The sequence below is a fragment of the Paraburkholderia sp. D1E genome (genome assembly GCF_052682275.1).
Map to the genome: position 1 here is coordinate 7411530 of NZ_JBQYMB010000001.1, position 22049 is coordinate 7433578.

Annotated in this window: 22 protein-coding genes; 3 read left to right on the plus strand and 19 right to left on the minus strand. The window is 60.3% G+C overall.

Annotated elements, in window-relative coordinates:
- The first annotated feature begins 336 nt into the window (after nt 1-336).
- From ACUN0E_RS33295 to ACUN0E_RS33305, 3 genes are all read left to right on the plus strand, one after another.
- Nucleotides 337-1965, plus strand: a complete 1629-nt coding sequence (locus tag ACUN0E_RS33295) for a collagen-like triple helix repeat-containing protein (protein WP_445569269.1) — start codon at nt 337-339, stop codon at nt 1963-1965.
- A gap of 206 nt (nt 1966-2171) precedes the next feature.
- Nucleotides 2172-3641 carry a collagen-like triple helix repeat-containing protein gene (locus ACUN0E_RS33300; RefSeq protein ID WP_445569270.1) on the plus strand — a complete coding sequence of 490 codons (1470 nt, stop codon included), beginning with the start codon at nt 2172-2174 and terminating at the stop codon, nt 3639-3641.
- A 247-nt stretch (nt 3642-3888) separates the two neighbouring features.
- A complete protein-coding gene (locus ACUN0E_RS33305) occupies nt 3889-5589 on the plus strand; it encodes a ShlB/FhaC/HecB family hemolysin secretion/activation protein (RefSeq protein ID WP_408509712.1) in 1701 nt (566 codons plus the stop codon).
- Nucleotides 5590-5868: 279 nt separating this feature from the next.
- Here ACUN0E_RS33305 and ACUN0E_RS33310 read toward each other — a convergent pair whose 3' ends face one another.
- The 19 genes from ACUN0E_RS33310 to ACUN0E_RS33400 all read right to left on the minus strand — a co-directional run bounded on the left by ACUN0E_RS33310 (nt 5869) and on the right by ACUN0E_RS33400 (nt 21828).
- Nucleotides 5869-6102 carry a hypothetical protein gene (locus ACUN0E_RS33310; protein ID WP_445569271.1) on the minus strand — a complete coding sequence of 78 codons (234 nt, stop codon included), beginning with the start codon at nt 6100-6102 and terminating at the stop codon, nt 5869-5871.
- Nucleotides 6103-6385: 283 nt separating this feature from the next.
- On the minus strand, nt 6386-6649 hold the full coding sequence (locus ACUN0E_RS33315; protein ID WP_445569272.1) for a hypothetical protein: 264 nt from the start codon (nt 6647-6649) through the stop codon (nt 6386-6388).
- 312 nt (nt 6650-6961) lie between these two features.
- Nucleotides 6962-7249 carry a hypothetical protein gene (locus ACUN0E_RS33320; RefSeq protein WP_445569273.1) on the minus strand — a complete coding sequence of 96 codons (288 nt, stop codon included), beginning with the start codon at nt 7247-7249 and terminating at the stop codon, nt 6962-6964.
- The gene (locus ACUN0E_RS33325) at nt 7246-7431 is read right to left on the minus strand and encodes a hypothetical protein (protein ID WP_445569274.1); all 186 of its coding nucleotides are present in this window, start codon (nt 7429-7431) and stop codon (nt 7246-7248) included. The genes ACUN0E_RS33320 and ACUN0E_RS33325 overlap by 4 nt, the downstream gene beginning before the upstream one ends.
- Entirely contained in the window at nt 7428-7814 is a 387-nt protein-coding gene (locus ACUN0E_RS33330) for a hypothetical protein (RefSeq protein WP_445569275.1), read from the minus strand. Before ACUN0E_RS33330 ends, ACUN0E_RS33325 begins: the two co-directional genes overlap by 4 nt.
- Nucleotides 7815-7917: 103 nt before the next feature.
- Nucleotides 7918-8421 (minus strand): hypothetical protein, encoded by a 504-nt coding sequence (locus ACUN0E_RS33335; RefSeq protein ID WP_445569276.1) that lies wholly within the window; start codon nt 8419-8421, stop codon nt 7918-7920.
- A 75-nt stretch (nt 8422-8496) separates the two neighbouring features.
- Nucleotides 8497-9144, minus strand: a complete 648-nt coding sequence (locus ACUN0E_RS33340; protein WP_445569277.1) for a hypothetical protein — start codon at nt 9142-9144, stop codon at nt 8497-8499.
- Nucleotides 9145-9206: 62 nt separating this feature from the next.
- A complete protein-coding gene (locus ACUN0E_RS33345; RefSeq protein WP_445569278.1) occupies nt 9207-11336 on the minus strand; it encodes a transglycosylase SLT domain-containing protein in 2130 nt (709 codons plus the stop codon).
- Between the two features lie 2 nt (nt 11337-11338).
- Complete coding sequence (locus tag ACUN0E_RS33350; RefSeq protein WP_445569279.1) at nt 11339-11758, minus strand: hypothetical protein; 420 nt, start codon at nt 11756-11758, stop codon at nt 11339-11341.
- A 13-nt stretch (nt 11759-11771) separates the two neighbouring features.
- Nucleotides 11772-12350: a hypothetical protein gene (locus ACUN0E_RS33355; RefSeq protein WP_445569280.1), complete on the minus strand. Its 579-nt coding sequence runs from the start codon at nt 12348-12350 to the stop codon at nt 11772-11774.
- Between the two features lie 255 nt (nt 12351-12605).
- Nucleotides 12606-12926 carry a hypothetical protein gene (locus tag ACUN0E_RS33360; protein WP_445569281.1) on the minus strand — a complete coding sequence of 107 codons (321 nt, stop codon included), beginning with the start codon at nt 12924-12926 and terminating at the stop codon, nt 12606-12608.
- Nucleotides 12927-12928: 2 nt separating this feature from the next.
- Nucleotides 12929-13369 carry a hypothetical protein gene (locus tag ACUN0E_RS33365; RefSeq protein WP_445569282.1) on the minus strand — a complete coding sequence of 147 codons (441 nt, stop codon included), beginning with the start codon at nt 13367-13369 and terminating at the stop codon, nt 12929-12931.
- On the minus strand, nt 13369-14157 hold the full coding sequence (locus tag ACUN0E_RS33370) for a hypothetical protein (RefSeq protein WP_445569283.1): 789 nt from the start codon (nt 14155-14157) through the stop codon (nt 13369-13371). The genes ACUN0E_RS33365 and ACUN0E_RS33370 overlap by 1 nt, the downstream gene beginning before the upstream one ends.
- A 197-nt stretch (nt 14158-14354) precedes the next feature.
- Complete coding sequence (locus ACUN0E_RS33375; RefSeq protein ID WP_445569284.1) at nt 14355-14939, minus strand: hypothetical protein; 585 nt, start codon at nt 14937-14939, stop codon at nt 14355-14357.
- A 478-nt stretch (nt 14940-15417) separates the two neighbouring features.
- Nucleotides 15418-19158, minus strand: a complete 3741-nt coding sequence (locus ACUN0E_RS33380; protein ID WP_445569285.1) for a DUF927 domain-containing protein — start codon at nt 19156-19158, stop codon at nt 15418-15420.
- 90 nt (nt 19159-19248) lie between these two features.
- Nucleotides 19249-19701 (minus strand): hypothetical protein, encoded by a 453-nt coding sequence (locus ACUN0E_RS33385; protein WP_445569286.1) that lies wholly within the window; start codon nt 19699-19701, stop codon nt 19249-19251.
- Nucleotides 19702-19798: 97 nt separating this feature from the next.
- Nucleotides 19799-20005, minus strand: coding sequence for a hypothetical protein (locus ACUN0E_RS33390; protein ID WP_445569287.1), 207 nt, complete (start codon nt 20003-20005; stop codon nt 19799-19801).
- A gap of 84 nt (nt 20006-20089) precedes the next feature.
- Nucleotides 20090-20341 (minus strand): helix-turn-helix transcriptional regulator, encoded by a 252-nt coding sequence (locus tag ACUN0E_RS33395; protein WP_445570569.1) that lies wholly within the window; start codon nt 20339-20341, stop codon nt 20090-20092.
- Nucleotides 20342-20583: 242 nt separating this feature from the next.
- A complete protein-coding gene (locus tag ACUN0E_RS33400) occupies nt 20584-21828 on the minus strand; it encodes a tyrosine-type recombinase/integrase (RefSeq protein ID WP_445569288.1) in 1245 nt (414 codons plus the stop codon).
- Between the last annotated feature and the right edge of the window lie 221 nt (nt 21829-22049).

Sequence of the window (22049 nt, forward strand, 5' to 3'; positions counted from 1 at the left end):
GAATAACCATGAGTTAGATTCGCTGCACTAATTATTTGTTTGAACAGAACGTTTCAAGCGTCTGGAACCCTCTCGTTGCGCTTGCGTTACGTCGCGTTTCGTAACGGCGCGCCCGCCTCGTTACGTTACGAAACCCTCGCAAACGTTTAGCAAAGTCAATTGCTCGCGGTATATCTGGGTTAGCAGACACTCCATCAATTCCTCTCAAAGCCATATCACATATGGCTTCACGCTCTTCAGCATAAAAATAATCCGCATTGCTCAGTCGAAATGGCACGGCTCGTGCAGAGATAGGCACGCAGCAACACCCAAAAACACATGCGATGCGAGGGCGACATGAACATTCAAACGGCCAACACTACAGTACGAACAACCCTGATTGCTGCCGGCGTGGCAGCGATGCTTTCTCTTGGCGCTTGCGGAGGCTCCGGAAGCCTGAGTTCCGGCACCGGCAGCAGCGGTAGCGGCTCCGCCGGCGGCTCACTTTCCACCGGCGGCGGCAGCAGCGGCAGCGGTTCGATGGGCTCAGGCGGTTCCGGTACGGGCACCTCTGGCACCGGCACTTCGGGCACTTCCGGCACTGGAACGTCGGGTACAGGAACGTCGGGTACGGGCACCTCAGGCACCGGTACAACCCCCGTCTCGAATGCGCTCGGCACAGTTGTCGGCAACACCGGTGGCGTGGTCGGCGATCTCGGCTCGACGGTCTCGGGTATCGGTAGCGTGATCGGTTCGCAATCGCTGCCAGGCGTCAGCTCGCAAACCACCCAGGCTGCCGGCGGCATCGTGCAGCAAGTCGGCGCGGCGGTCACGACGCTCGGCAGCGGCGTGTCGCAAGGGCTCGGCCAACTCGGCACCGGCAGCAACGCAGTCGGCACAACGGTCTCGAGCCTCGGTGGCGTGGTCGGTCATGTCGGCGGCGCAGTGACGGATGCAGGCAACCTGGTGACGAGTCTCGGCACCGGCCCGCTCGCACCGTTGGCAGCCATCACCACGCCGCTCGGCGGTGTCGTCGATACGCTCGGTGGCGCAGTGACCAACGGCGGCGCCACGCTCACCACCGTGCTCTCAACGGGTCCGGTTCAGCAAGTCACGCAAACGCTCAGCACCGCGATCACGCCAATTACGTCGATGGTGGTAGCGACCACGCAGACGGTCGGCAACACCACCGGCCTCGGCGCACCGCTGAACAACCTGCTCACGACTCTCGGCGGCGGCCTCGGTAAGGCCGGCACGCTGATCAGCGCAACCGGCGGCAATCCGATCACGGCCGCTCTTGGCAATACGGTCACGGATACGGGCACCACGGTCGCATCGGTAGGCGGCCTGCTCACCGGCAGCACCACCGGCAATCCGCTGGCGCCGCTCACCAGCCTGCTCGGCGGCCTGGCCGGCGGCACCGGCACCAGCACCAACCCGCTTGCTCCGCTCACCAGCGTACTCGGTGGCTTGACGGGCGGCACGAGCAGCAGCGGCACCAATCCGCTCGCTCCGCTCACCAGCTTACTCGGCGGCTTGACCGGCGGCACGGGCACCAGCACCAACCCGCTCGCTCCGCTCACCAGCGTACTCGGTGGCTTGACCGGCGGCACCAGCACCAGCACCAACCCGCTTGCTCCGCTAACCAACGTGCTTGGCAGCTTAACGGGCGGCCTCGGCGGCACTTCGAGCAGCAGCCCGTTGGCACCTGTCACCGGCCTGCTCTCGAGCGTGACGAGCGGCCTGAGCAGCGCGAGCGGCGGCAGCAGCGGCCCGCTCGCCCCGGTTACCGGCTTGTTGTCGAGCGTTACTGGCGCACTCGGCGGCGTCACGACGACGACGACCACGACGACCACCACGGCCTCCACCAACACGACCACTGGCCTGTCTCTGTCGAGCACCAGCGGCAAGGGAACGGGCAGCAACCTGCTCGCCCCGGTGACGTCGCTCGTCGGCAGCCTGCTCGGCGGTTTGACGAAGAAGTAAGGAATGCAGTTGAAGTCATCGAAAGAAGTGCAGTAACCGGCAACCCGGCGTCCGGAAACCCGGCGTGCGGAATCCGGAGTGCGGCCCGCCAGCCGCCCCCCGGCTCTGCCGGAAGCTGACTCAACTGAGCCGCGCCGCTCAGACACCCGTAGCACCGGCGCACGGAAACAACGCACACGACATTTAGAAGACACTGAGGAGCACACATGTCCACCCAACGTTTTTTTACTCTCCATGCGGCGTGCGCGACCGTGTCGTCGTTGCGCGCACCGCTGATCGCCGTAACGGTCGCCGGCTTGCTCGCGGCGTGTGGCGGCAGCGGCGTCACTGCGCCACCGAGCGCGTCATCCGGCAGCGGTAGCGCCGGTGGCGGCGGTTCGACCAGCGGCGGCACGACCACCACCACGACGTCGGGCACCTCCGGCGTTGTCACCGCCGCCGCGAAGACCACCAGCGACCTCGGCAACACGATCGCCTCGCAGACGATCCCGGGTCTCAGTCCGCAAGTCACGCAAGGTCTCGGCAACGCGGTATCGAGCACGAGCAGCACGCTGAACTCGCTTGCCAACGCAGTGAGCGGCGGCGTCGGGCAGATCGGCACGACGTCCAATCCCGTCGGCACCACGGTCGCCGGACTCGGCTCAGTGGTCAGCTCGACGAGCGGCGTCGTGCAAGGTCTGAGCACCGCGGTCGGCGGCCTCGGCACCGGCAATCTCGCGCCGCTGTCACCGCTCACCACACCGCTTGCAACCGTCCTCTCGACGGCTGCCGGCGCACTGAATGCCGGCGGCGTAACGCTCGGCAATTCGCTGGCCTCCGTGCCGGTGCAACAGATCACCCAGCCGATCAGCACCGCGATCACGCCGATCGTGCAGACGGTCGGACTCGTGACGCAGACGGTGGGCACGCAGACCGGTCTCGGCGCGCCAGTAGGCGGCCTGCTCGCGCAAATCGGCGGCACGTTGAGCTCGACCAGCGCGCAAGTCGGCGCGGCAACGAAGAACCCGCTCGGCGCCGATCTCGGCACGCTGGTCGGCTCGCTCGGCAACACGGTGACAAACGCCGGCGGCCTCGTCAATCCGAATGGCCCGAATGGCGCGAATCCGATTCCCGGCCTGATTACGAGCCTCGTCGGCAGCACGAACGTGGCCGTCGTCAATGGGCCGCCTGCCAACGGCAGCCCGTTCGGCCCGCTGCAAAGCACGCTCGCGAGTCTCGGGCTCGGCAGCAATCCGCTCGGCTCGCTGTCGACGCTGCTCGGCGGCACGCCACTGTCCGGCCTGACCTCGGCGCTGAGCGGCACGCCCTTGAGCTCGCTGACTTCGGGTGGCTCGCCGCTGAGCTCGCTGACCTCAGTACTGGGCGGCTCACCCTTGAGTTCGCTGACCTCGGTACTCGGTGGCACACCTTTGAGTTCGCTGACCTCGACGTTAGGCGGCACGGGTAGCACATCGAATCCGCTGTCGACGCTGACCAGCGTGCTCACTGTCGTCACCAGCAGCACATCGGGCAGCAGTAGCAGTGGCCCGCTCGCCCCCGTAACTGCCCTCGTTGGCCAGTTGACCGGCACGCTCACCTCGGTGGCTGGCTCGACGAGCAGCTCAAGCGGCTCGAGCAGTGCGACCGGCGGCTTGACGACACTCCTCGGCGGCCTCGTACCAGTGAGCCATAAGTAGTCCGCATAACCCGGCCGTCGATGCGGCACGCATAAAACGCCGCATCAGACGTCCAGTTACGCAGTGTGCATAAGCAGTCCGTCTCAGCACGTGCTCCGCGCTTTTGCAATCGATGCTCAAGCCCGACGGAGCACGTGACGTAATACATACAAGCATGGCAGTATGCGTCGAGCCACACATAAGCGATCGCGACCAGCCCGGCCAGGCGGCGCGTCCGCAAGACAGAACGGCATACGAGGAAAATCCGATGAAACTCGGGTACGGTAGTAAATGGACCCTACTGCTCGCTGCAATCGCAGCAAGCGCGATGCAGGTAGAAGCACAAGCGCAGTCACGGCCAGTGGTCGGCGGCAACCCGATGGATTCGCTGCCGCAGATCAAGGCGCCCGATAAGGGCCCGAACGTGACCCTGCAGGTCACGCCGCAAGCTCCCCAACTTCAGGAACTGCTCGCCCGCCACCTGACTCCTTCAAAGATTCAGGTCGAGGGCGTGAAGTCCATTCCGTTCGACGAAGTCGCGCAGCGCTTCACACCGCTTGTCGGCAAAGACACCACCATCGGCGACCTGATTCAGGTCGCCAACGGCGTGACGAAGCTGTATCAGGACCGCGGCTTTGCGCTCTCGTTCGCATTCATTCCCGCGCAGACATTCGAGGGCGGCGTAGTGCGCGTGACGGTGGTGGAAGGTTACGTGTCCGCGGTCAAGGTGACCGGCGAGCCGGGCGTGCTCGAAAACAAGATCCGCGCGATCGCCGACCACATCGTCGCCGACCGGCCGTTGCGGCGCGCCACCTTCGAGCGCTACATCAACTTGCTGGGTCTGTTACCCGGCGTGAAGGTCGCGGCCAACGCGGCGCCGCCGCAGAACACCGACGGCGCCACCACACTCGAACTGAACGTGGAGCGCAAACGGTTCGACGTCAGCACGGGTATCGACTTCAATCACCCTGGCGTACAAGGCCTGCTGACCGCAACCGAAAACGGCCTGACCGCGCTCGGCGAACAACTGAGCGTGTCGGCCTTGCTGCCGAAGGGCCGCGACAACGTCACCTACCTCGCCGCGCACGCCACGGTACCGATCGGCAGCGATGGACTGACCGGGAAGATCGACGCGTCGCACTATCGCGGCAATCCGACCGACAACCCCGGCCTGCCCTCTTACATCGCGCGCACGGTCATCAACGACAAGGTCAGTGGCTCACTGACCTATCCGATCCTGCTGAGCAACACGCGAAGCCTGATCGGCACCGCCACGGTCTATGCCTCGCACGACGAAGACCGCTACAACAACCAGGACACCGGCGCGCAGATCGGCTTGCGCTCGCAGGTGCGGGTAATGCAACTGCAGGCCGACTACGCCAGCGCGGAACCAGGTCAGGTGCGCCGCGCGAGTATCAATGTGGCAAAGGCATTCGATATCCTGGGCGCGTCGAAAGCCGGCGACTCGAACGTGCCCGGCACGACGGTCACGAATCCGGCGTCGATCAACTTCGTGCGGACCGGCGCAAGCTTTTCGCAAACCAACGAGTGGCCGCTGAAGATCGGCACCGCAGTTTCGTTGACCGGCCAGTACAGCCCCGTCTCACTGCCGACCTCGGAACAGATCTCGTTCGGCGCGCAACGTTTTGCGCAGGGTTATCAACCGGGCGAGGCGTCGGGCGATTCGGGCTGGGGGGCGATGTTCGAAGTCAACCGGGCGTTTACGCCGGGCTTCACCTATCTGCGCACCCTCACACCGTATGTCTCGTTCGACATGGCGCGCGTGTATCTGCATGCGGGGACGCCGTCGCCGTCGAGGCTGTCGTCGATTGCGTTCGGCTTCCGGATCTCGGACGCGAAGTATTACAGCCTGGATTTGTCGGTCGCCAAACCGATCGGCGACGCGCCGGTGGAAAGCGCGTCGCGCAGCCCGCGCATCAACGCAACATTCTCGTATCAACTGAACTGATATTTAGAAGCGCCGCGTCCTGATTAGAGGTTCCACTATCGGACCTCTTCAAATCGCTCCGACCCAATACCGGCTTGGGTTCGCGCTTTTAGAGGCGGTGAATCCCCGTTACGATCCCCTTAGTCAGGGCTAGGGTACTTACGCCGCTCGCTTCGCTGCTGCCTCAGTCTTTTCTAGCTCGAAACTCCGATGAACGCCGCGCATAGTAGCGCGAGCAAGATGGCGGTTCCCGCGACCGCGACCGCGATAGCCTTCGCGTCTTGGCTCATATAGTGTCGCCTAGCGCTTAACCGCGAAAACGAAGGTCTTTCCGCTGACTTCCGCTTCGACCGTCTCCCCGTCCCGGATCGCGATGCGAATGCGCTTAAGGACGGACGGCCCGAGGTCCAACGCGAGTGCGCGATTGGCCGCGTCTACGCCGGGAAACTCCTGCGACTCCGAGCGCTTGCCCTTCGCGCGAACGCAGACCGGAACGCGCGGCTTTACTGACGATTGCGTGGCTACTTTCGACATGGCGTCTAGCTCCTATCTAGGTTGATGCAGTCGAACTATCGACCGTCCTGAACGATCAGAAAGAGCTATCGTAATGCGAAATGTATCAAATTGGATACAATTTTTGGAGGTAGATTGGTGGCATCCGGTGCACGGTGACTAGGATCGAGCCGCGCGAACATTTCGGGCGTAGACGGGAGGTCGGTGGGCAGATCGAGCGAGTGTCGATTTGCGGGAGAAAAGAATTCCGCTAGGCGGTCGGCCCGGAGCGGGCGAAGGCTCGCGGGCCGACCTATCCGGGTATCTACGCTCGTCCGGTCGGGCGAATCGACGGCCTTACTCGGTCAACCTCAGCAGCTTTTCGGGCCTTCTCGCGGATTAGCTCAGGGTTGATATCGCGCACGTACTCCGCCAGCATAAACATGTGATGTTGCGCCTTTCGGGCCGCGACTGCGCGCGCGTGCGGGCTGACGAATGAAAGGACGTACGCCATCGCGCGCCTGTTCATTTCCGTCGAGACGAAGCCTTCTTCGATAGCGGTGATCGTGTCGATTGTGCTGTTTGCCATTTGGTCTGATCCTAAGAGAAAGTTTGGGTAATAGGCTCTTCGCTTCAAAGGCCATTGGATCGCGTTGCGCGACCGAACGAAGCGTGGCGGGTTCTCTGTAGGACAGACGGCGGGGTGTGCCGATGCCGTGTTGGCAACGACATTTGACTAGATCGGAGTATTCGATGCAAGCGATTTATTTGCTGGCCGCTGCTTGAGTCCGTCATTGACTCATGCTACCCGCGAGCGCCGCGAGAATGGGGCGCTAGGCCGTCCGGCGAAGCGGGCTGAGGGTAGCGTGAATCGGAGCGCGGCGAGCCATCCGGGCACGGCCTATTGTGTCGGCGCGGCCTGTTCCGACTTCTGCGCGGCCTTGATCTTGCGCAGGAGCGAAGAAAACTCAGACCGACACTCACGACGGAGCAGCGGCTCCACGATCACCCGAATTGCCGCAGCCGGATCGACCTCCATCCGACGAGACTTCAGCACCTCTGCCCACTCGCTGACGAACTGGCTGCGGCTTTCCGGTCGAACGAATCTGACCAATGTCTCGCCAGTCGCCGTGATCGGGTTCATCGGCGTCCCGGCTTTGGCCCTGTTGATGTCGCGTGATGGCTTCATTGCGTCACCACCCGCGTCACTTCGAGGAAGTCATTCAAAGCGCGGCGAGCTTCTGCGCGTGATCGAGCATTTCCGTTCGGATACTTCGCCATGCTCTCCATCGCGGCAATCGCTCGGTCGCGATTCCAGATTTGGCTGAACTGGCCGTTGTCCCAGAGCCGGTCAAATTCGGCTTGACTCATCTCTTCACTCCTTTTTTCGCTTCCTGCTGCTGGACTATTCGATCCACCGCCAGCCGCGTGATGTTGCTGACGACTAGATTGCCGCTCGCATCGGTCTGTCCGAGCAAGTATCGAAAACTGGTGCTGCACAGGACGTCACGAACCTTGCTCGGTGCAATCTTCACCATCTCGTCCAGCGCATCCCCACCATTCGCGGCGTCAAGTTGCTCGAACGATCCGAGCAGCGTCTTTATCATCGTGGGCCGGTCCAACCGCTCCAACTTCGCGAACATCTGGTCCATCATCGTCTGCTCTTGCTCGCGGCGTGTCTGCTCTGCTAGCAGGTCAACGAGCGTATCGAACGCGATTCTGTAAACCCCGTCCATCACAGATTGCTGGGTCATTTCCTCTTCCTCTTACTCTCAAAGAATTCAACGATGGCGAATATCAGCAGGGTCAATCGAAGTGAAAAGTACGCTGCAACAATCGCCAGCCTAAACGTACGGCTCACGCCGCGACCGCCTGCGCCTCACCAAGAATCTCCAGCGACAAGTCATACGGCAAATCCTTCGCTGCGCGTGTGCAGAACGCGCGATATCCGGCGCACGATTCCTTGTTGACGGCAAGCTCGCCGTTCCGCGTGATACGTAGGACGTGTTCACCCACCGAGCCTTCCGGCAAAAGGCCAACCGCCACGAGATAATCGATAGTCGAGAGAAAGGACAACACGCGCTCGTCGTGCGTTGTCCTCGCGGCGAGCGCGTGTTGTCGAATGCCGCTGACCTGATTGCCGCGTATGCCTGTCGATAACGTGAGGGAGAACGGGAAAACGAGCCAGCCATTGACTGCTTTTAACGCGCCGCTGAACATGACCAACTTGCCGCCCTCATCGCGCATCACTTGCGATAGGAGCTTGACGTTTTCGAAGTCCGGTTGGAAGTTGCAGATGGTGTTGACCGTTCTGTGGAGCTTGGCCAGCAGGAATGCTGCTGCTTTGTCTTGTGCGTTCATTTTGATAGGTATCCTGAGTACTTCGATTTGATTGCCGCGCCCGATTCGTTACCACAGGGCGCGGCTGAAAGGTGCTTACTTGCCGAACAGCTTCTGCATCGTGCCGATAGGGTCGAGGTCCACATCGTCAGCGAGACCAAGTGCGACGCGAGCCGGATTGACGGCGTTTGCCGCGTGGCGTAGTTCAGACGCGCGCTTAGCAGCCTGTTCGCGGAGTTGGATTGTGGCCGCGTCAAAAGCGCGCCAAGCGCCGTCCTGACCGGTGATCTGGCCCGTCACGAGCGCTTCGGGATCATCGGTCGCCGTTTCGTTGTATTCACGCACGAGCGAATCGACGCCAGCCGCGAGCTTGCTGATGGCCTTGTCGATAGCTTTAGCCAAGCGCGGATCGTTCGCGAGCGCTTTCAATTCGGGGTCTGCCTGTGCTTCGTCGGAGTTGCGGATTTTGATGATGGCGTCCAAGCCGTGAACCAGCGAATCTGCGGCCTTCACGTACTTACCGAAGCGCGCCCTGTCTGCGATGCCGAGTGTGGACGGGATGATTGTGCGAATGCCTTTGACGGTCGGCGCAACTGCGTCTTTGCCGGTACCATTGACGCGGACGTTTTTTGGAATCTTACGATGGCTGACTACTGTAGACATGGTACTTCTCCTATCTTGAGTAAGGACTCCTACATTGAAGTCCGGGTTGAAAACTACAAATCTATTTTCGCCGCGCCACATGTCCTCGCATACAAAAGGACACTGTCAAACTCAGGACGGGCGCGGCTTCGACACTTACTGCGTCACCCCTTAATACCGGTTGCGTTGTTGTTGACCAAATCGGTCATACTCTTCCGCAGCGCATCGTTGACGGCTTGACCCACGGCCTTCGGGTCGCCTGCGCCGTTCACATTGATAACGATCTGCATTTCACCAATCGTCCGCGTACGGTCGCCAGCCGGTTGCGCATTGACCACATCGCCGGAGTACTGCCGCAGCAAGTCGAGACCGCGCGATTGGGTGACGAGGTCTTGCTGGAGCTTCGCATAGGTCTGCTGCGGCAATCCGCCCGTCGCCAACTGACGCTTAATGTCGTAGATGCCGTTTTGCATACCGGCGTCCAGTTGGTTCGCCGCCCACGAAGCGTCACCGCGATGCACGCCGCCCTGCTGAATTTGTTGCAGCGGAACATGGAGATAGTCAGCAACCTGCTGCTGCACGGCCATGACGTTCATATCGGCTTTCGAAACGCCGATGCCCTTGCCACTACCGCCGTAGAACCCGGAGACCTTGGAGACGTACTTGGGATCGCTATTGCCGTTGTAGCCGTTAAGCGCGCCTGCGGTGTCGCCTTTACTCCGTCCCAGCATCTCTTTGTAGATTCGAGCGCCGACCATGATGTTTCCTGCCGGGTCCATCACGTCTCCAGCGCCGTACGCTTTCCAGTTGCCCTTCGTTACTTGCATCAGCCCGCCAGCACCAGTCGAACTGTACTGCCCGTTGATGCCGTGCGACTCCGCCATCATGATGGAGTACAGCATCTGCGGATCGACGTTATACGCCGACGAGGCCGCGCGAATCTGCGGCGCATACTGACTACTGGTCCAATTGCCGCGTCCGCCGCCAGACAGTGTCGTAGGCCCGGAGCCGGTCGAACCCGGAAGGTTGTTAGCGCGACCGATTTCGCCCGCCCATGCAGCCCATGCTTGCTGCAATGAAATTGCGCTAGAAAACGACTGAACCGCGCCCGCGAACATATTGACAGCCAAGCTCATCTCGCTAGCTGTCTGGAGGCCGCGCTTGTTTATGTCGTCAGCCTTATCGATAGTCTTATCGCGATTTTCCTGCTCCTTCTTGGCGTCCGCTTTCTTCTGCGGGTTATACCTGTTCGGGTCATTGTGCGCAGCGTTCTGCGCCGCCTGATAATCCTCGTCAGGAATACCGTTCAAGCGCCGCCACCAGCCGATCAGCCCGCCGCCCTTCTGCGGGTGCGCCTTGGCTTCCGCAACGGAGCTATGGACACTGCCGGTCAATCCGGTCTTTTGGACATCGTGAACGGCGTTCGGAATAACAGCCGCGAGCTTCGTCATAATCTCAACGAGCTTCGTGAGTGCCGGCAGCAGAGGTTCAGCGAGTTCGTTGGATAGTTCAGTGAACTTCTCCTTGAGCGTCGCGAGTTCCTGATTGAATTTTGATAGCGAGCTTTCGGCCTGCGCGCGCTGATCGATTTCTTTCTGCGTCAGATCGGTGATATGGCCCACTTCCGGACCAAGACGCTGGAGCGTCAAGAGCCAATCCTGATTCATGCCGGTCGCCTTCGCGATGCCTTGAACGTCGCCTGTGCTCTTTCCTTGAAGGCCGCTCGCGAGTTGGGACAAACGCGCTGTGAGGCCGGTCGGAGTCTGGCCGCGAGCGCCGACGTCAACACCAAGCATCCGCATCAGCCGCGCCTCTTTACCCGTCCGGGACGGATCGGTATAGGCGCTATTGGCCATCTCTGAGAAGTTCTTGAGACCTTCTGCGGCAGAGTCTCGCGAGACGTATCCGCCGCCCCGTCGAACGAACTGGCGCTGCCAATTCTCCATGCGCATGGACGATACGCCCAAATCCATACCTTGGCCGCGCTGCTGATTGTATTGCTCACGCATACTCATCAAGGCCTTTACGCCCAGAGCGAGCGCACCGAGAGCCGCGCCTGCGACCGCGAATTCCGCGCCCATCGCCTTGATTGCCGCGCCCACTGCGTTCATGCCGGGCACGAGCTTGCCGAGTTCGCTGGACGCGTCTGCGGCGAAGCTCTTTAAGTCGCTGGCGGACTTCTTGCTGCTGTCGCCAACCTTGCCCATCTTCTCGTTCAGCTTTTCGAGCCTGCCGATGCTGTCCTTAACGTCCACTTTGTACTCCAAAGTGAATCGATCCAGGTCATCTGCCATTTTCAACTCCTGTTATGTGTAGCGGGTAGCGGATAGTCGAAGTGAACGACGCAGCCGTGGCGCGTTGCTGTTCGCTTGACGATTAGGCGGCTGTCAGCGGCCCGTACGCGCTCTTCAGCCAGTTCGGCTAGGGCGATATTGCGTGCAGCCGTCCGGACAGCTTCTAGGCGCGTCTTCACGCCCGGAAAGACGTAATTGCGGCCGGTATCGGGACTGCCGCCGATGCGCTGCGTGCCCGCCGTATCGATCGCGTCGCTGAGCACGTTGGCGTTAAGCAGGCCGTCGAACCCGCATGCGTCGAATGCCGCGCGCAAATCCTTCGCCGTGACGATGACGCAGCCTGTCCGGTTGTGGTAGCGGATTTTGGCCACTTCGAGAACGCGCGGAATGAATCGCCGCGCCTTGTATTCGTGTTCGGTCATGACGCGGCGCTCCTCAGATGCTCGTGCCGCCTGCGTTGAATTTTGTGACGCCGTCCAATCTGCTCCAGTCGATTTCGATGCCGCTGCCGTTCTCAAGCGCGGCTTCCGTTTCGAGTTCTTCGGAGTGGCCCGTGATGATCCCGGCAAGGATCAAGTTGTCGGACGGGCGGCGATGCTTGTACTCTTCCGGCGTGTGGTCGCTTAGAGCGATGGACAGAGCGCGAGCCGCGTCTGCCGCGTGGTGCGTCATTTCCGATACGCGGGCATCGAGTTCAGCGTCACGCTTGCTGCCGAGCGCGGTGATGACTTCGAGCAATTCGACCTTAAAGGTGCTCGTTTCCTCGTAGACTGCCGCTGCAGCGTCGAGGGCTTCGGGACTTGCGAGTAGATGCTTGCCGAACACTGCCGCGAAAGATTCGAACGTGCCGAAGCCGATGGCGCGAAGTGACGCGTGTGTACGGCGCTCGTGCGGCATGAACAAGACGCGAATAGCGGGCGCAGATTGGAAGTCTTCGGGCAGCATGACGTTCGCGCCTTCCGGGAAACGACGGATGCGAATATGGGTGAGCGGATTGCTGAGATCGCTTTTCATTTGATAGTAATCCTAAGTATTATTGGTTGGCTGTCGTCCTGACGTACCGTTCTTCACGTGTTTTCGGTACAGGAACGATTGTCGCCGCGCGAGGTGTACGGCTTCGCTCAGCGTTTCAAGCGGATCGATTAGAGGTTCCGGGTGAGAACCTATGAAGGGATGAGGCGCTTGGGTTCGCGGTGATCGGGCCGTGATTACCCGTTGAAATACCCGTATCGGAGCGGAGGAAGGCCCTGCGGCGAGATCGACCGGGCGCTATAGAGTGTTCGAAGCGGCGAGCGCGGCCCGCCTAACAGGCGAATCGACTATCAGCGAGTAAGAGCCGAACGGGCCGCAGCGCTTTCCCCACTCATATGGCCGCGTCGGCGTGACCGCACTGCGACGTTCACGCTCAATGGCGTTCTTGCGCTTGGCTTCTTCAGCGCGCCTAATTCGGCCACGGCGAAGTCTGTTGGTGAGCGCCGCGCTGATATCGACATCGCGCCACTCCGTTCCTTGGCCGTTGGTCATCTCGTCAAGGCGGCTGATGAAATCTAGCGCGATGCCGATAGGGCTGAGTGGGTCACCTGTGAACATGGCTATCGGGCGAACAAGTCGAGTATGTGCATCAGACCTGCGTACGCTTTCCGCTCCGCCGTTTCAATCAAGGTCTCGCGCTCTTCCTCGCTGATCCGGCCCTCGCCGCGTGCAGCGCGATGGGTCGAAAGATGGAACAGGCCATCGTGATAAATGCTGGAGCGCGGACGCATAGCGTGTTCGATTCGGGCACGGCTCGTCGGCTGCTCATTCGCGTTCGCCACGCTCGCGTTGATCGCTTGTTGACCATACTCGCGACTTGATCCACCGATCTGCGTTTGCAATTCGAGGTCCGGGTTGAAGCCAAACACATGCCCTGCTTCTTCGACTTTGGAGTGTTGCTCCTTGCCACTCTTCGCCGGTGCTGGGTCGTCCCAGAATGTGGCCGCAGGTTTCTTGTCGGCCTTCTCACCCTTGCTCTTGTCTTTGTTGATCCAGGCCATCAAACTACTCCTTTGTTCGTTTTACGATCAATCTTGGCTTGTGTGCGCTCGCCTCTGAGCTTGAGTGCTGCTTCATCGGCACGCTGTTCATCGGTTCGCCCGTCGTTCCAAAGCGCGTTCGACCCGAAGTCAACGTTGCTGTAATCGATGTTGTTGCCCATAGCGCTCGCCACCATACTCGCAGTCGTTTGCTCATTTGGGATCGGCCCGATGCCGATGTTGTACGGCTTGACCTGTGCGTCGGATTGAACGCTGAAGTTGGGTGAAGGATGACGCTGATAGATCAACATCCAAATATCGATGGCGTCTTCCTCTTCCAACGCCACGATCCACTTCGCCCATTCTTGTTCTGTCGCATCATCGCTCCGGTTGAGGCGTTCGTATTCAGCTTCTACCTCAGCTTGTGTAAGCGTCACGAGCCATGCGACGTAGTGAATCGATTGTCGGCCCGGTTCGCCTGCTAGGACCGTCTCATACAATTCCTTCATCCAATGCGCCCTGCCCTTAGCGAGCGGGTTTTTCCAAGCTACACCGTTGTGCGCCCACGGATTCGTGCGGTAAAACGCGTTCCATTGAGAGATGTCTAGCAGCGTTTCGTCGCCGGGTCGGGTGCGTTCGTGCTCAGGCAGCGATTCCTCAGACCCGTACATCGCATAGAAGTCGCTTAACTCGAAGCCCTCGCGCTTTCCGGCCTTGCACAGTTCCGCGTGCGCCCATCGGTTCGCGACTCGCCGCCCGAACTCGCTGGCGACGCTGTCGTATTCGTGTTCTAGCTGGTTCGTTTGCATCGGTCTGTAGGTCTGTGTGGGTTCGGTTCGTCGTCGGCTTCTAGGCTGTCTGCTCCGGAGTCCGTCGCCGCGCCTACGTCTGATTACGGGGTCTAGCGCGGGGAAACGCGGTTGATGGGTGTCGGACCCAGACCGCGCTTGATATTCGAAGTCCTGCTATAGAACCTCTATTCCCAGTTTCACCCGCTCTCGCTCGATTAGTGGGTGATCGCGCCTTCGGACGGAGCCGCGCCGAACTGACGCTCGATGCGCCGGGTGTAGAAGTCTGCGAGGCTCTTGTCCACGAGCTTCTGCTGCCCGGTCTCCGTCATCTCCGTGATGCCCAGAAGGACGTTAAGCTGGGCGATAGCGTTGAGCCGCGCCGACTCCCTGTTGCGGTCGTCCTGAACGATCTGGAGCAACTTGTGGGCTGCGAGGCGGGCGTGCCAAAGCTCGTCGGGCTTCGCTGCTTTGATCTTGGCGTCGATCTGTTTGGCTATTGACGGAATGGAGAGGATTGCGAGCGCGAGCATGTCGGCGTTCGTGGTGCCGAAGCCGCGCTTGATTAGCTGGAATGCTCGAATCACAGCTTGGTCCTTCGGAACGCCGCGCACGAACAGGTCAATGAAGTCGTCGGTTTCCTCGGGGAGGTATTCGAGAAAATCTTCATCGGCAAAGTTCGCCGGGTCGTGGAGATTCTGGTGAGGGTTAAACATCGCTGCGCTCGCTAATATGTGTCCTTGTTGCTCGCGATAGTAGGCGTTGCCGCGTGTCGATGGATAGAGCCGCTGCTGATTTACCACGCGCTAACGGTTTCTAACGCGCTAACGGTCGGCGTTAGAAAAACCGTTAGAGGCGAAAGCCGCGCCCGATAAGGCGTTGACGGACCTTCTAACGGTTCTAACGGTTCTAACGTTAAAAAAAATATATACCTACCCGACCTTGTTTTCAGGCGATTTTGTGCAGCGGCTCTCTCGTTTTCTCCCTCCGCCCTCGGACTCGCTCTGCAAAAATTCGTCCTATTTCTACTTCCTATACCTATACTTCTAAAACAGCGTTAGAACCGTTAGAACCGTTAGCGCAAGTGTCGATCCCATACCCGGCGCGGCTTTCCGCGCTAACGGTTTTTCTAACGCCGACCGTTAGAACGCTGGACACCGTTAGAAACCGTTAGAACGCGACCGCCGCGCCAGCCACCTTCAAACGACCAAGCACGACCAAGCACAAAATGAAAAGGGCCGCCGAAGCGACCCTCAAGGACCACGAACAACGTGATAGCAATCAGCTCAGGTAAGCCCGCAACTTATTCACGTCTACCGCGTAAAAACGCCCACTAACCTTCGATGTGTTGATGGTAAGACTCCACACGCGCCGCCCACCTTTTCGCTCATGGATGCACCCGGACTCAGCACACATGCGCTCGATGACTTGCTTGTACTTACCCGTCACAAGTGCCCAGGCAGCGGTGTTGAAGTAGTACACCTTACGCTTTGGCTCAGCCTCCTTCACGCCAGAACCAGCGACCTCGTTCGCAATCATAGAACCGACCTTACCGGGCGGCAAACCTACAACGTCCACCTCAGCCTCCATCCCGGCCACCTCACCCTCGACCAACTCCCAATATCCTGAACGATCAATAACGCGCACGTCGCTGCCGTCGCCGAAGTCGCCGCCGTTAATATCAGAGAACCGACTTCCACCGAACCGATCAATATAGTCCACGAGCGACTGCGCGGCGTTATGCGTATCAGAACTCTTCCCGGCCTTCGGTCGATTTTCCATCCACCGTTTAAACGCCGTAATGCACGCGTCACGCATCGATTCCGACGACCACGGAAACAGGCCATATCTAATTCCAAGCTCACCCGCAACGGCAACAATCGCAAACGACTCAGCCGTACGCAGGTCTGCCGCCGACCGGGCGTGCACCTTCAGCAGCGACACATTCTCCTTCAGCAGCGCGGCCAAGTCCGGGCGATCCGCAAGCATAGAGCGCACGAACTCCGGGCCTGCCCATCCGTGGCACTTTGAAGCAGCATCCTTGAGGCGCTTCGCGAACGCCGCGCCCGCCGCTTTTCCGTCGCCGCCGTGTCGCTCCAACTCGCCGTGCAGGTCGTCAAAAATGCCATACTCGCCGCGCACAAATACGTCGATCAGGCGCACGGACATGCCAGCGGCGTACTCCTTGCCGGTGCACTCGACCAAGTACTGAATGGTCTTTTCGCCGGTCGTCACGGCGGCAATCCGAAACGTCCTCATCTCGCGCAGCCGACCCGTAATATCAGAGCGACCCTTCTCGCTTCCGTTCGCGATGTTGTACGCCATGCCGAACACGTGCTCAGCGTTTTCTTCGTTCGCTTCATCGACCACGATTGCCGTGTCGCTACGTTCGATTGCGGCGGCCATGATGGCGTTAGGTGTAGCGACGAACGTGAGCTTCTGGCTGTCGGGCGGTCCCCAGATGGAGAGCATCGCCAGCGCGCTCGTCGTCTTGCCGCCAGTGGTCTCGCCGCACAGGTGATACATCACGCTATCCTTGTTATATTCGCGCAGCAGCGGCCCCGCCAGCCCAATCGCCATCACCATCATCAGCATCGGGTTCCCCTCAGCGAGCGCCGGCACCGTCCGTTTCCACTCTTCCAGCGAGCCCTTCTGTGAGTATTCGAGCCGCGCCCGGTTATCCTGAAATACCACGTCGTTCGCACCGATGACCTCGAAGGGCGTGACAAACGCATCTTGACCCTCGAACCAGCCGACCCGATCCGTGCAATAAAGCAGCGGCAGTTTTTTCGAATTCGCCGCCGTCAACATATACGACTCAAGCGCCTTAGATTCAAAGCGCATCACTTCCGCGCCGTTATCAAGCAGCATCTCACGCAGCTTCACCGGATCACCCGCCAACATTCGCATCGGCACCGCGATCTGCTTCCACTCGCCGGTATCCTTCTTGAGCCGCAGCACGCGACCCCACGACGTGTCAGCCGCGTCGCGCGTCCGTCCGATAATCTCGACGGGCGACAAGAACCGGATGGAGGCGACGACGGGCACGCCGCGCTTCACTTCGCGCTTATGCGCATATACGCCAGCACGGCGGTGCGTCATCTCGCCCTTAAACCGGAAGTCATTCTCAGAGTACGTGAAGCCGAATTCACCCTCATCGACCCAAGGCACCTCGACTTCGGGCAACTCCTTCAGCCACCCGGGCACTTCCCGCGCGCCGCCAGCCTCGTTACTCGCGCCGAACCGCTTCAGCCGCTCGTCGTCAGGATAGAGACGCGCCGCTAGGTCAAGAATGCCCTTGCTTGAATCGACCGGGCCTTTCATTTGAATGTGCTTGGTGCTGTCTTCGATGCCCCACGGCTTCGTCGCGTCTTCATCCTTCCGTGCCTTCTTCCAGTCACGGAACGCTTTTCCGTCTCTCTTGTAGCGCTCGATGTGGAAGTCAATCAGCCCGTCGCGCTCTTCATCGGACGCCTCCCCAAACGCCTCCATCTCGTTCGCGGCTTTAACGAGTTCTTCGGGCTTAAACTGCGTGCTGTCGCCGCTGTAGTCGTGTTCCGCAGCCTTCGCCCGAAGCGCCGCAGCCAAGCGCTTGTACTCCGGCAGCGAGGCGTCCGAAGCGTCGGCGCGGTGTTCAGCTTCAGTCTTTTTCGACACATTCTCGCCGCCGTTCGATTCCGGCACGGCCTCCGGTTCGCTCGCGAGGTGTCCGCGTGCCGCGACGATCCGCGACGCCGACGCAATCCGCTCCCACTCGCTTCCTGCCTTCGGCGCGTCGAACTTCCAACCAGTACGCGCAGCGAAGACAGCAGACAGGCGAAGCTGGCGCACCTTGTTCCTCGCCCACGCAGCGGCTTTCTCCACTTCCTCTTCCATCTGCTCTTCGATGCCCGATTCAGCCAGCATAAGCTTCCAGCCGCTCTCGCCGTCATTCTTCGAGCCAAGTGCACACGAGCCGCCTTTGTGGTAGCAGATCGCGGTGTAGGTGTACTTCTGACTCGATTCGGGACCGCTCGCCCGGAAGCAATTGCCCGCGCCGCACACGAGGCAAGTGCCGCGATAATCATCAGTGCTCGTTTCGTAGCAATCGCCGTCCGCGCGCATCGCTGCGAGCACGCGCTTATACGCCTCATCGTCGTATGCGTTGCGCGTATCGATTTCACGCTTTCCGCCCGTGCGCTTAACGATGTGGACCGGGTTAATTTCGACGCCAATGCGCGCAGCGAGACCTTCGAGAGTGTGCAGAGCGCTCCAGTTCTCTTCTACTAGCCGAACCCGGAACCCCTTGCCGTCGTCGCCGGGGTACATTAGATCGCCCCAGAGCAGTTCGTTATTCTCGCGCTTATGCTTGCCGTCCTCCATGATCTTGTGGAGCTTGAGATTGCGGGAGTAAGGCGCGCGGACGATGCGCACCGGGCTGACGAGTTCATCGACCGTGCCGCCCGCCGAGAAATGACCGACAATCGCTTTCATCGCGCCAGCGGCATACGACTCATCCGTGCAAGGCGCTTCAAGCAAATAGCCGACTTGAAAGTTGTCGGGTGAAGTTTCGAGCACGAACGTCGGCGTACCCAGAGCCGCGCGCAAAGCGTCCACCGTCGTCGTTTGCGTTTTACCCGCGTTCGCGGCCTTGTTCGCACCCGCCGTCGCTCCGGTGCCAACGTCATCGAAGTGGACCATCAGAAGCGCCCTAAAGCCGTCCTTCAGATCGATCTCAAACCACGGCTTGCGACCTTCTTTCTCTCTCTTTACGCGCACGCACGCGGCGATGCAGGTGTAGAGGTTGGTATCAGCGTCGAGAGCTTTCGACTCGCTCCACGGATACATCGCGAAGCCGCCGACGCCGGGGTTGGGCTTTTGCCGGAAGCCCACGCGCCCGTCGCAGCCTTCTGGAAGACGCGAGCCGAGCTGCTTGAAGAAGCGTTCGCGCTGCGCGACGAGTTGCGCCGGTGTTAAGTTGTTGACACCGTTCGAAGAATTCGCTTCGGCTTCCTTGATGTCGCCAGAATTACCGGTTAGCATAGTACTTAGTCCTTGTAGTTACTTCCGGCTGCTAACCGGGAGGGTTGTTGAAGAAAATTCTTTAAGCCGCGCTCAGTCGCGGCTTTCTTTTTACCCGCCGTGACCTTCGCGTCTCCGCACCGGTCGCGCAGCGCTGATCCGGGCCAACTCTTCGTGCTTACCGGCCATCGCCATAGCAATCGCCTCGGCAACGATCCCCGCTGCGCTCGTAATCTCCCAGCCGACTCCGCCGACCTCCATCGCCAAGCCGCCATTCTGGCTGGCAAGATTCCCTGCGACGTTGTTCAGGGCGGTCGAAACGTCATCAGCCGCCCCGCTAATTGCGTACGCGATGCGCTCCAACGCCTCTTCGATGCACTTCGAGCCCGCCGCCGTGTGATAGTCGGCGGCGCACGCTTGGATATAAGCGCCGTAGAACGCGGCGCGCTGCGCTTCTGGAATCTTGTACTTTTCAGCTGCATCGTGCGCGTACTGAAGATAGCCATTGATCGTCATCGGAGCTTGACGCAGCAGTTCTCCGAAATCAGCCGTGATGTTGCCCATAACTATGTATTCCTTATCGGGTTGTAAATTTCGAGACAAACGAAGCCGCGCCAGAACTACGGCAGCAACTCTCGTCACTTCGTTTGGGATTGGCGCTTTAGCTGGTGCGTCGCCGCGTACCGGGCGGCTTACCACCTCCGCGCATACCGCTGTGGTCGTCCAGCATCGGACGTTCCTTCACGGCGTACAGCGCGGCGCGGCGCATAAACTCGCTCATCGTTACGCCCATGCCCTTGGCAGCGGCCTCGACCTCAGCACGGAACTCCGACGAGGTTTTACACATAATCGCTACATCGGCCTTCATGATTTTTCTCCTTTCGGTTGCGTCGAATTCTGGTTAATCGTAAGCCCTTGCGATGTGTCCTCGGCCACCACCGACACGCCCGTTTCACACCGCGCCCTCTCCCTCAGCAACCGGGTGCGCAGCCAGCCAGGCGTCCGGCCCGATCCGCATCCACTCGCGAACATCCTCAGCACGCCACAAGCGCAGACGCGGCGATACCCGGAGCGGAGCGGGGAACTTCCCGCTGTTCAAGAGTCGCCAAACCGTTACGTGAGAAATGTTGACGATGGCTTTGAACTGCGACAGTCGCATCAGCCCAGTCGTCGGCAGTTCCATAGTTGTACTTACTTGTGTCATATCAATTCCTTGGTCGGCATCGAAATCATCGGCCAAAACAAAAAGGCGAGAACCACCGCGCTCCTCAGAGTGCAGTCTGTTCTCGCCAATTTAGGGGCGGAAAAACGTAGGTCGCTTTCGCGTCCGTTGTCGTTGTTACTCGTTATTAACTAGGCGCTATCCTAAGGTCGCGGAATGAACTCGCAAAGCCGCAGAAGTTATAAGCAGCGCGGCCCATATGCCTAAACGTGTATAAAGCCCGCCTACGCCGCTCGCGCCCGACTCTTAAGGCCGACGACCTTACCGCCCTTCGCGAGCGCTTCTATCGTGTCGGCGTAGTGTTGAAGCGCCTCGCGCCGTTCCTCGACAAGCTCGTGATGATGGTACGCGCCCGCCACGCCCTTCTCCGTGTGCGCCAGCAATAGCTCAACGACATCGCGCCGGAAGCCGTGCTCGCGTAGGATCGTTGCGCCCGTACCGCGCAGACCGTGCGGCGTGAAGTCGCTCGGCACGCCCTCCAACCGCTTGAAGAAGCTCGTCATCGTCGCAGCGGATATCGGAACGGCGCGGCGCGAAGCGGTCGTGAAGACCCACTTGCCGCCGCCCGTTAGAGCCTGCTGCGCTTCGAGTATGGCGACGGCTTGACGGCTGAGATAGACCCGTTGCGGCTTGCGCATTTTGGTCCGCTCTGCCGGGATGGTCCACGTACCCTTGTCGAAGTCGATCTCACTCCATTCGGCCTTGATCGCCTCAGTTTTGCGGCTGAGGGTCAGCGCGATTATCCGGGCAGCGGCGATGGTCGATGGGTGGGCCACACCGTCTACCTGCTTGCCTACTGCCCGCCAGAACACTCCTAACTCCAACTCGCTGAGGTGACGGTGGTGCTTCGACGACGGCACCTTGATTGCGCCGCGCATCGCCGACGCTACGTTGTGTTCTACGCGTAGCGAACGGATCGCGTGGTCGTATATCTGTTTGATCAGCGAACGGACCTTCTCCGCCGTTCCTGGTGTGTCGCGGACCTTCTGCATGATCGCTAGAACGTCGTGCGGCTTAACATCGCCCAGCGCCTTGGTTCCGATGGACGGCCAGACGAAACGCTCTAGTAGTGATCGCATCTTTCGCTGATATGCTGGCGTCGCGTCGCTTAGTTGCTCGTCCAACCACTTCTGCGAGAACGCCTTGAACAGCCCGTCATCGGTTGCCGCTGCCCGCTTCTTTTCCTCGCGGTCGGCCTTCTTAGCAACCGCTGGATCAACGCCCGCAGCGAGTTGTTGACGGGCGGCGAAGTGCTGGTCTCGCGCGGCGCTCACGCCGACCTCCGGGTATTGTCCGAGCGTGACCTCACCCCGCTTCCCGGCGTGAGCGTAGCCGTAGCACCACGTGCGCGTTCCCGCCGTCGATACGCGCACAAACAACCCGCCGCCGTCCGCGATCTTGTAGGGCTTGTCCCGACCGCGCGCGGCGTTGAGCTTCGCCGGGGTAAGTGTGTAGTTCGTATGCCTCATGATCTATTCCTTTCGTTCGCCCTTCTTCGTAAGGTTGGGGATAGGCTGGAGCCGAATCCCCGTACCGTCCCCCGCGTTTCGCCTCGAATTGAAGAGCTTGGAAACGAAACAACCGGAAGCAACGAGAAAGATCAAACAGTCGTTAAGTATCTGATTTTAAACAGCATTAATGTCCGAACCAGAGCAACGAAAAACGACCGGAAGCAACGAGAAATAACGAC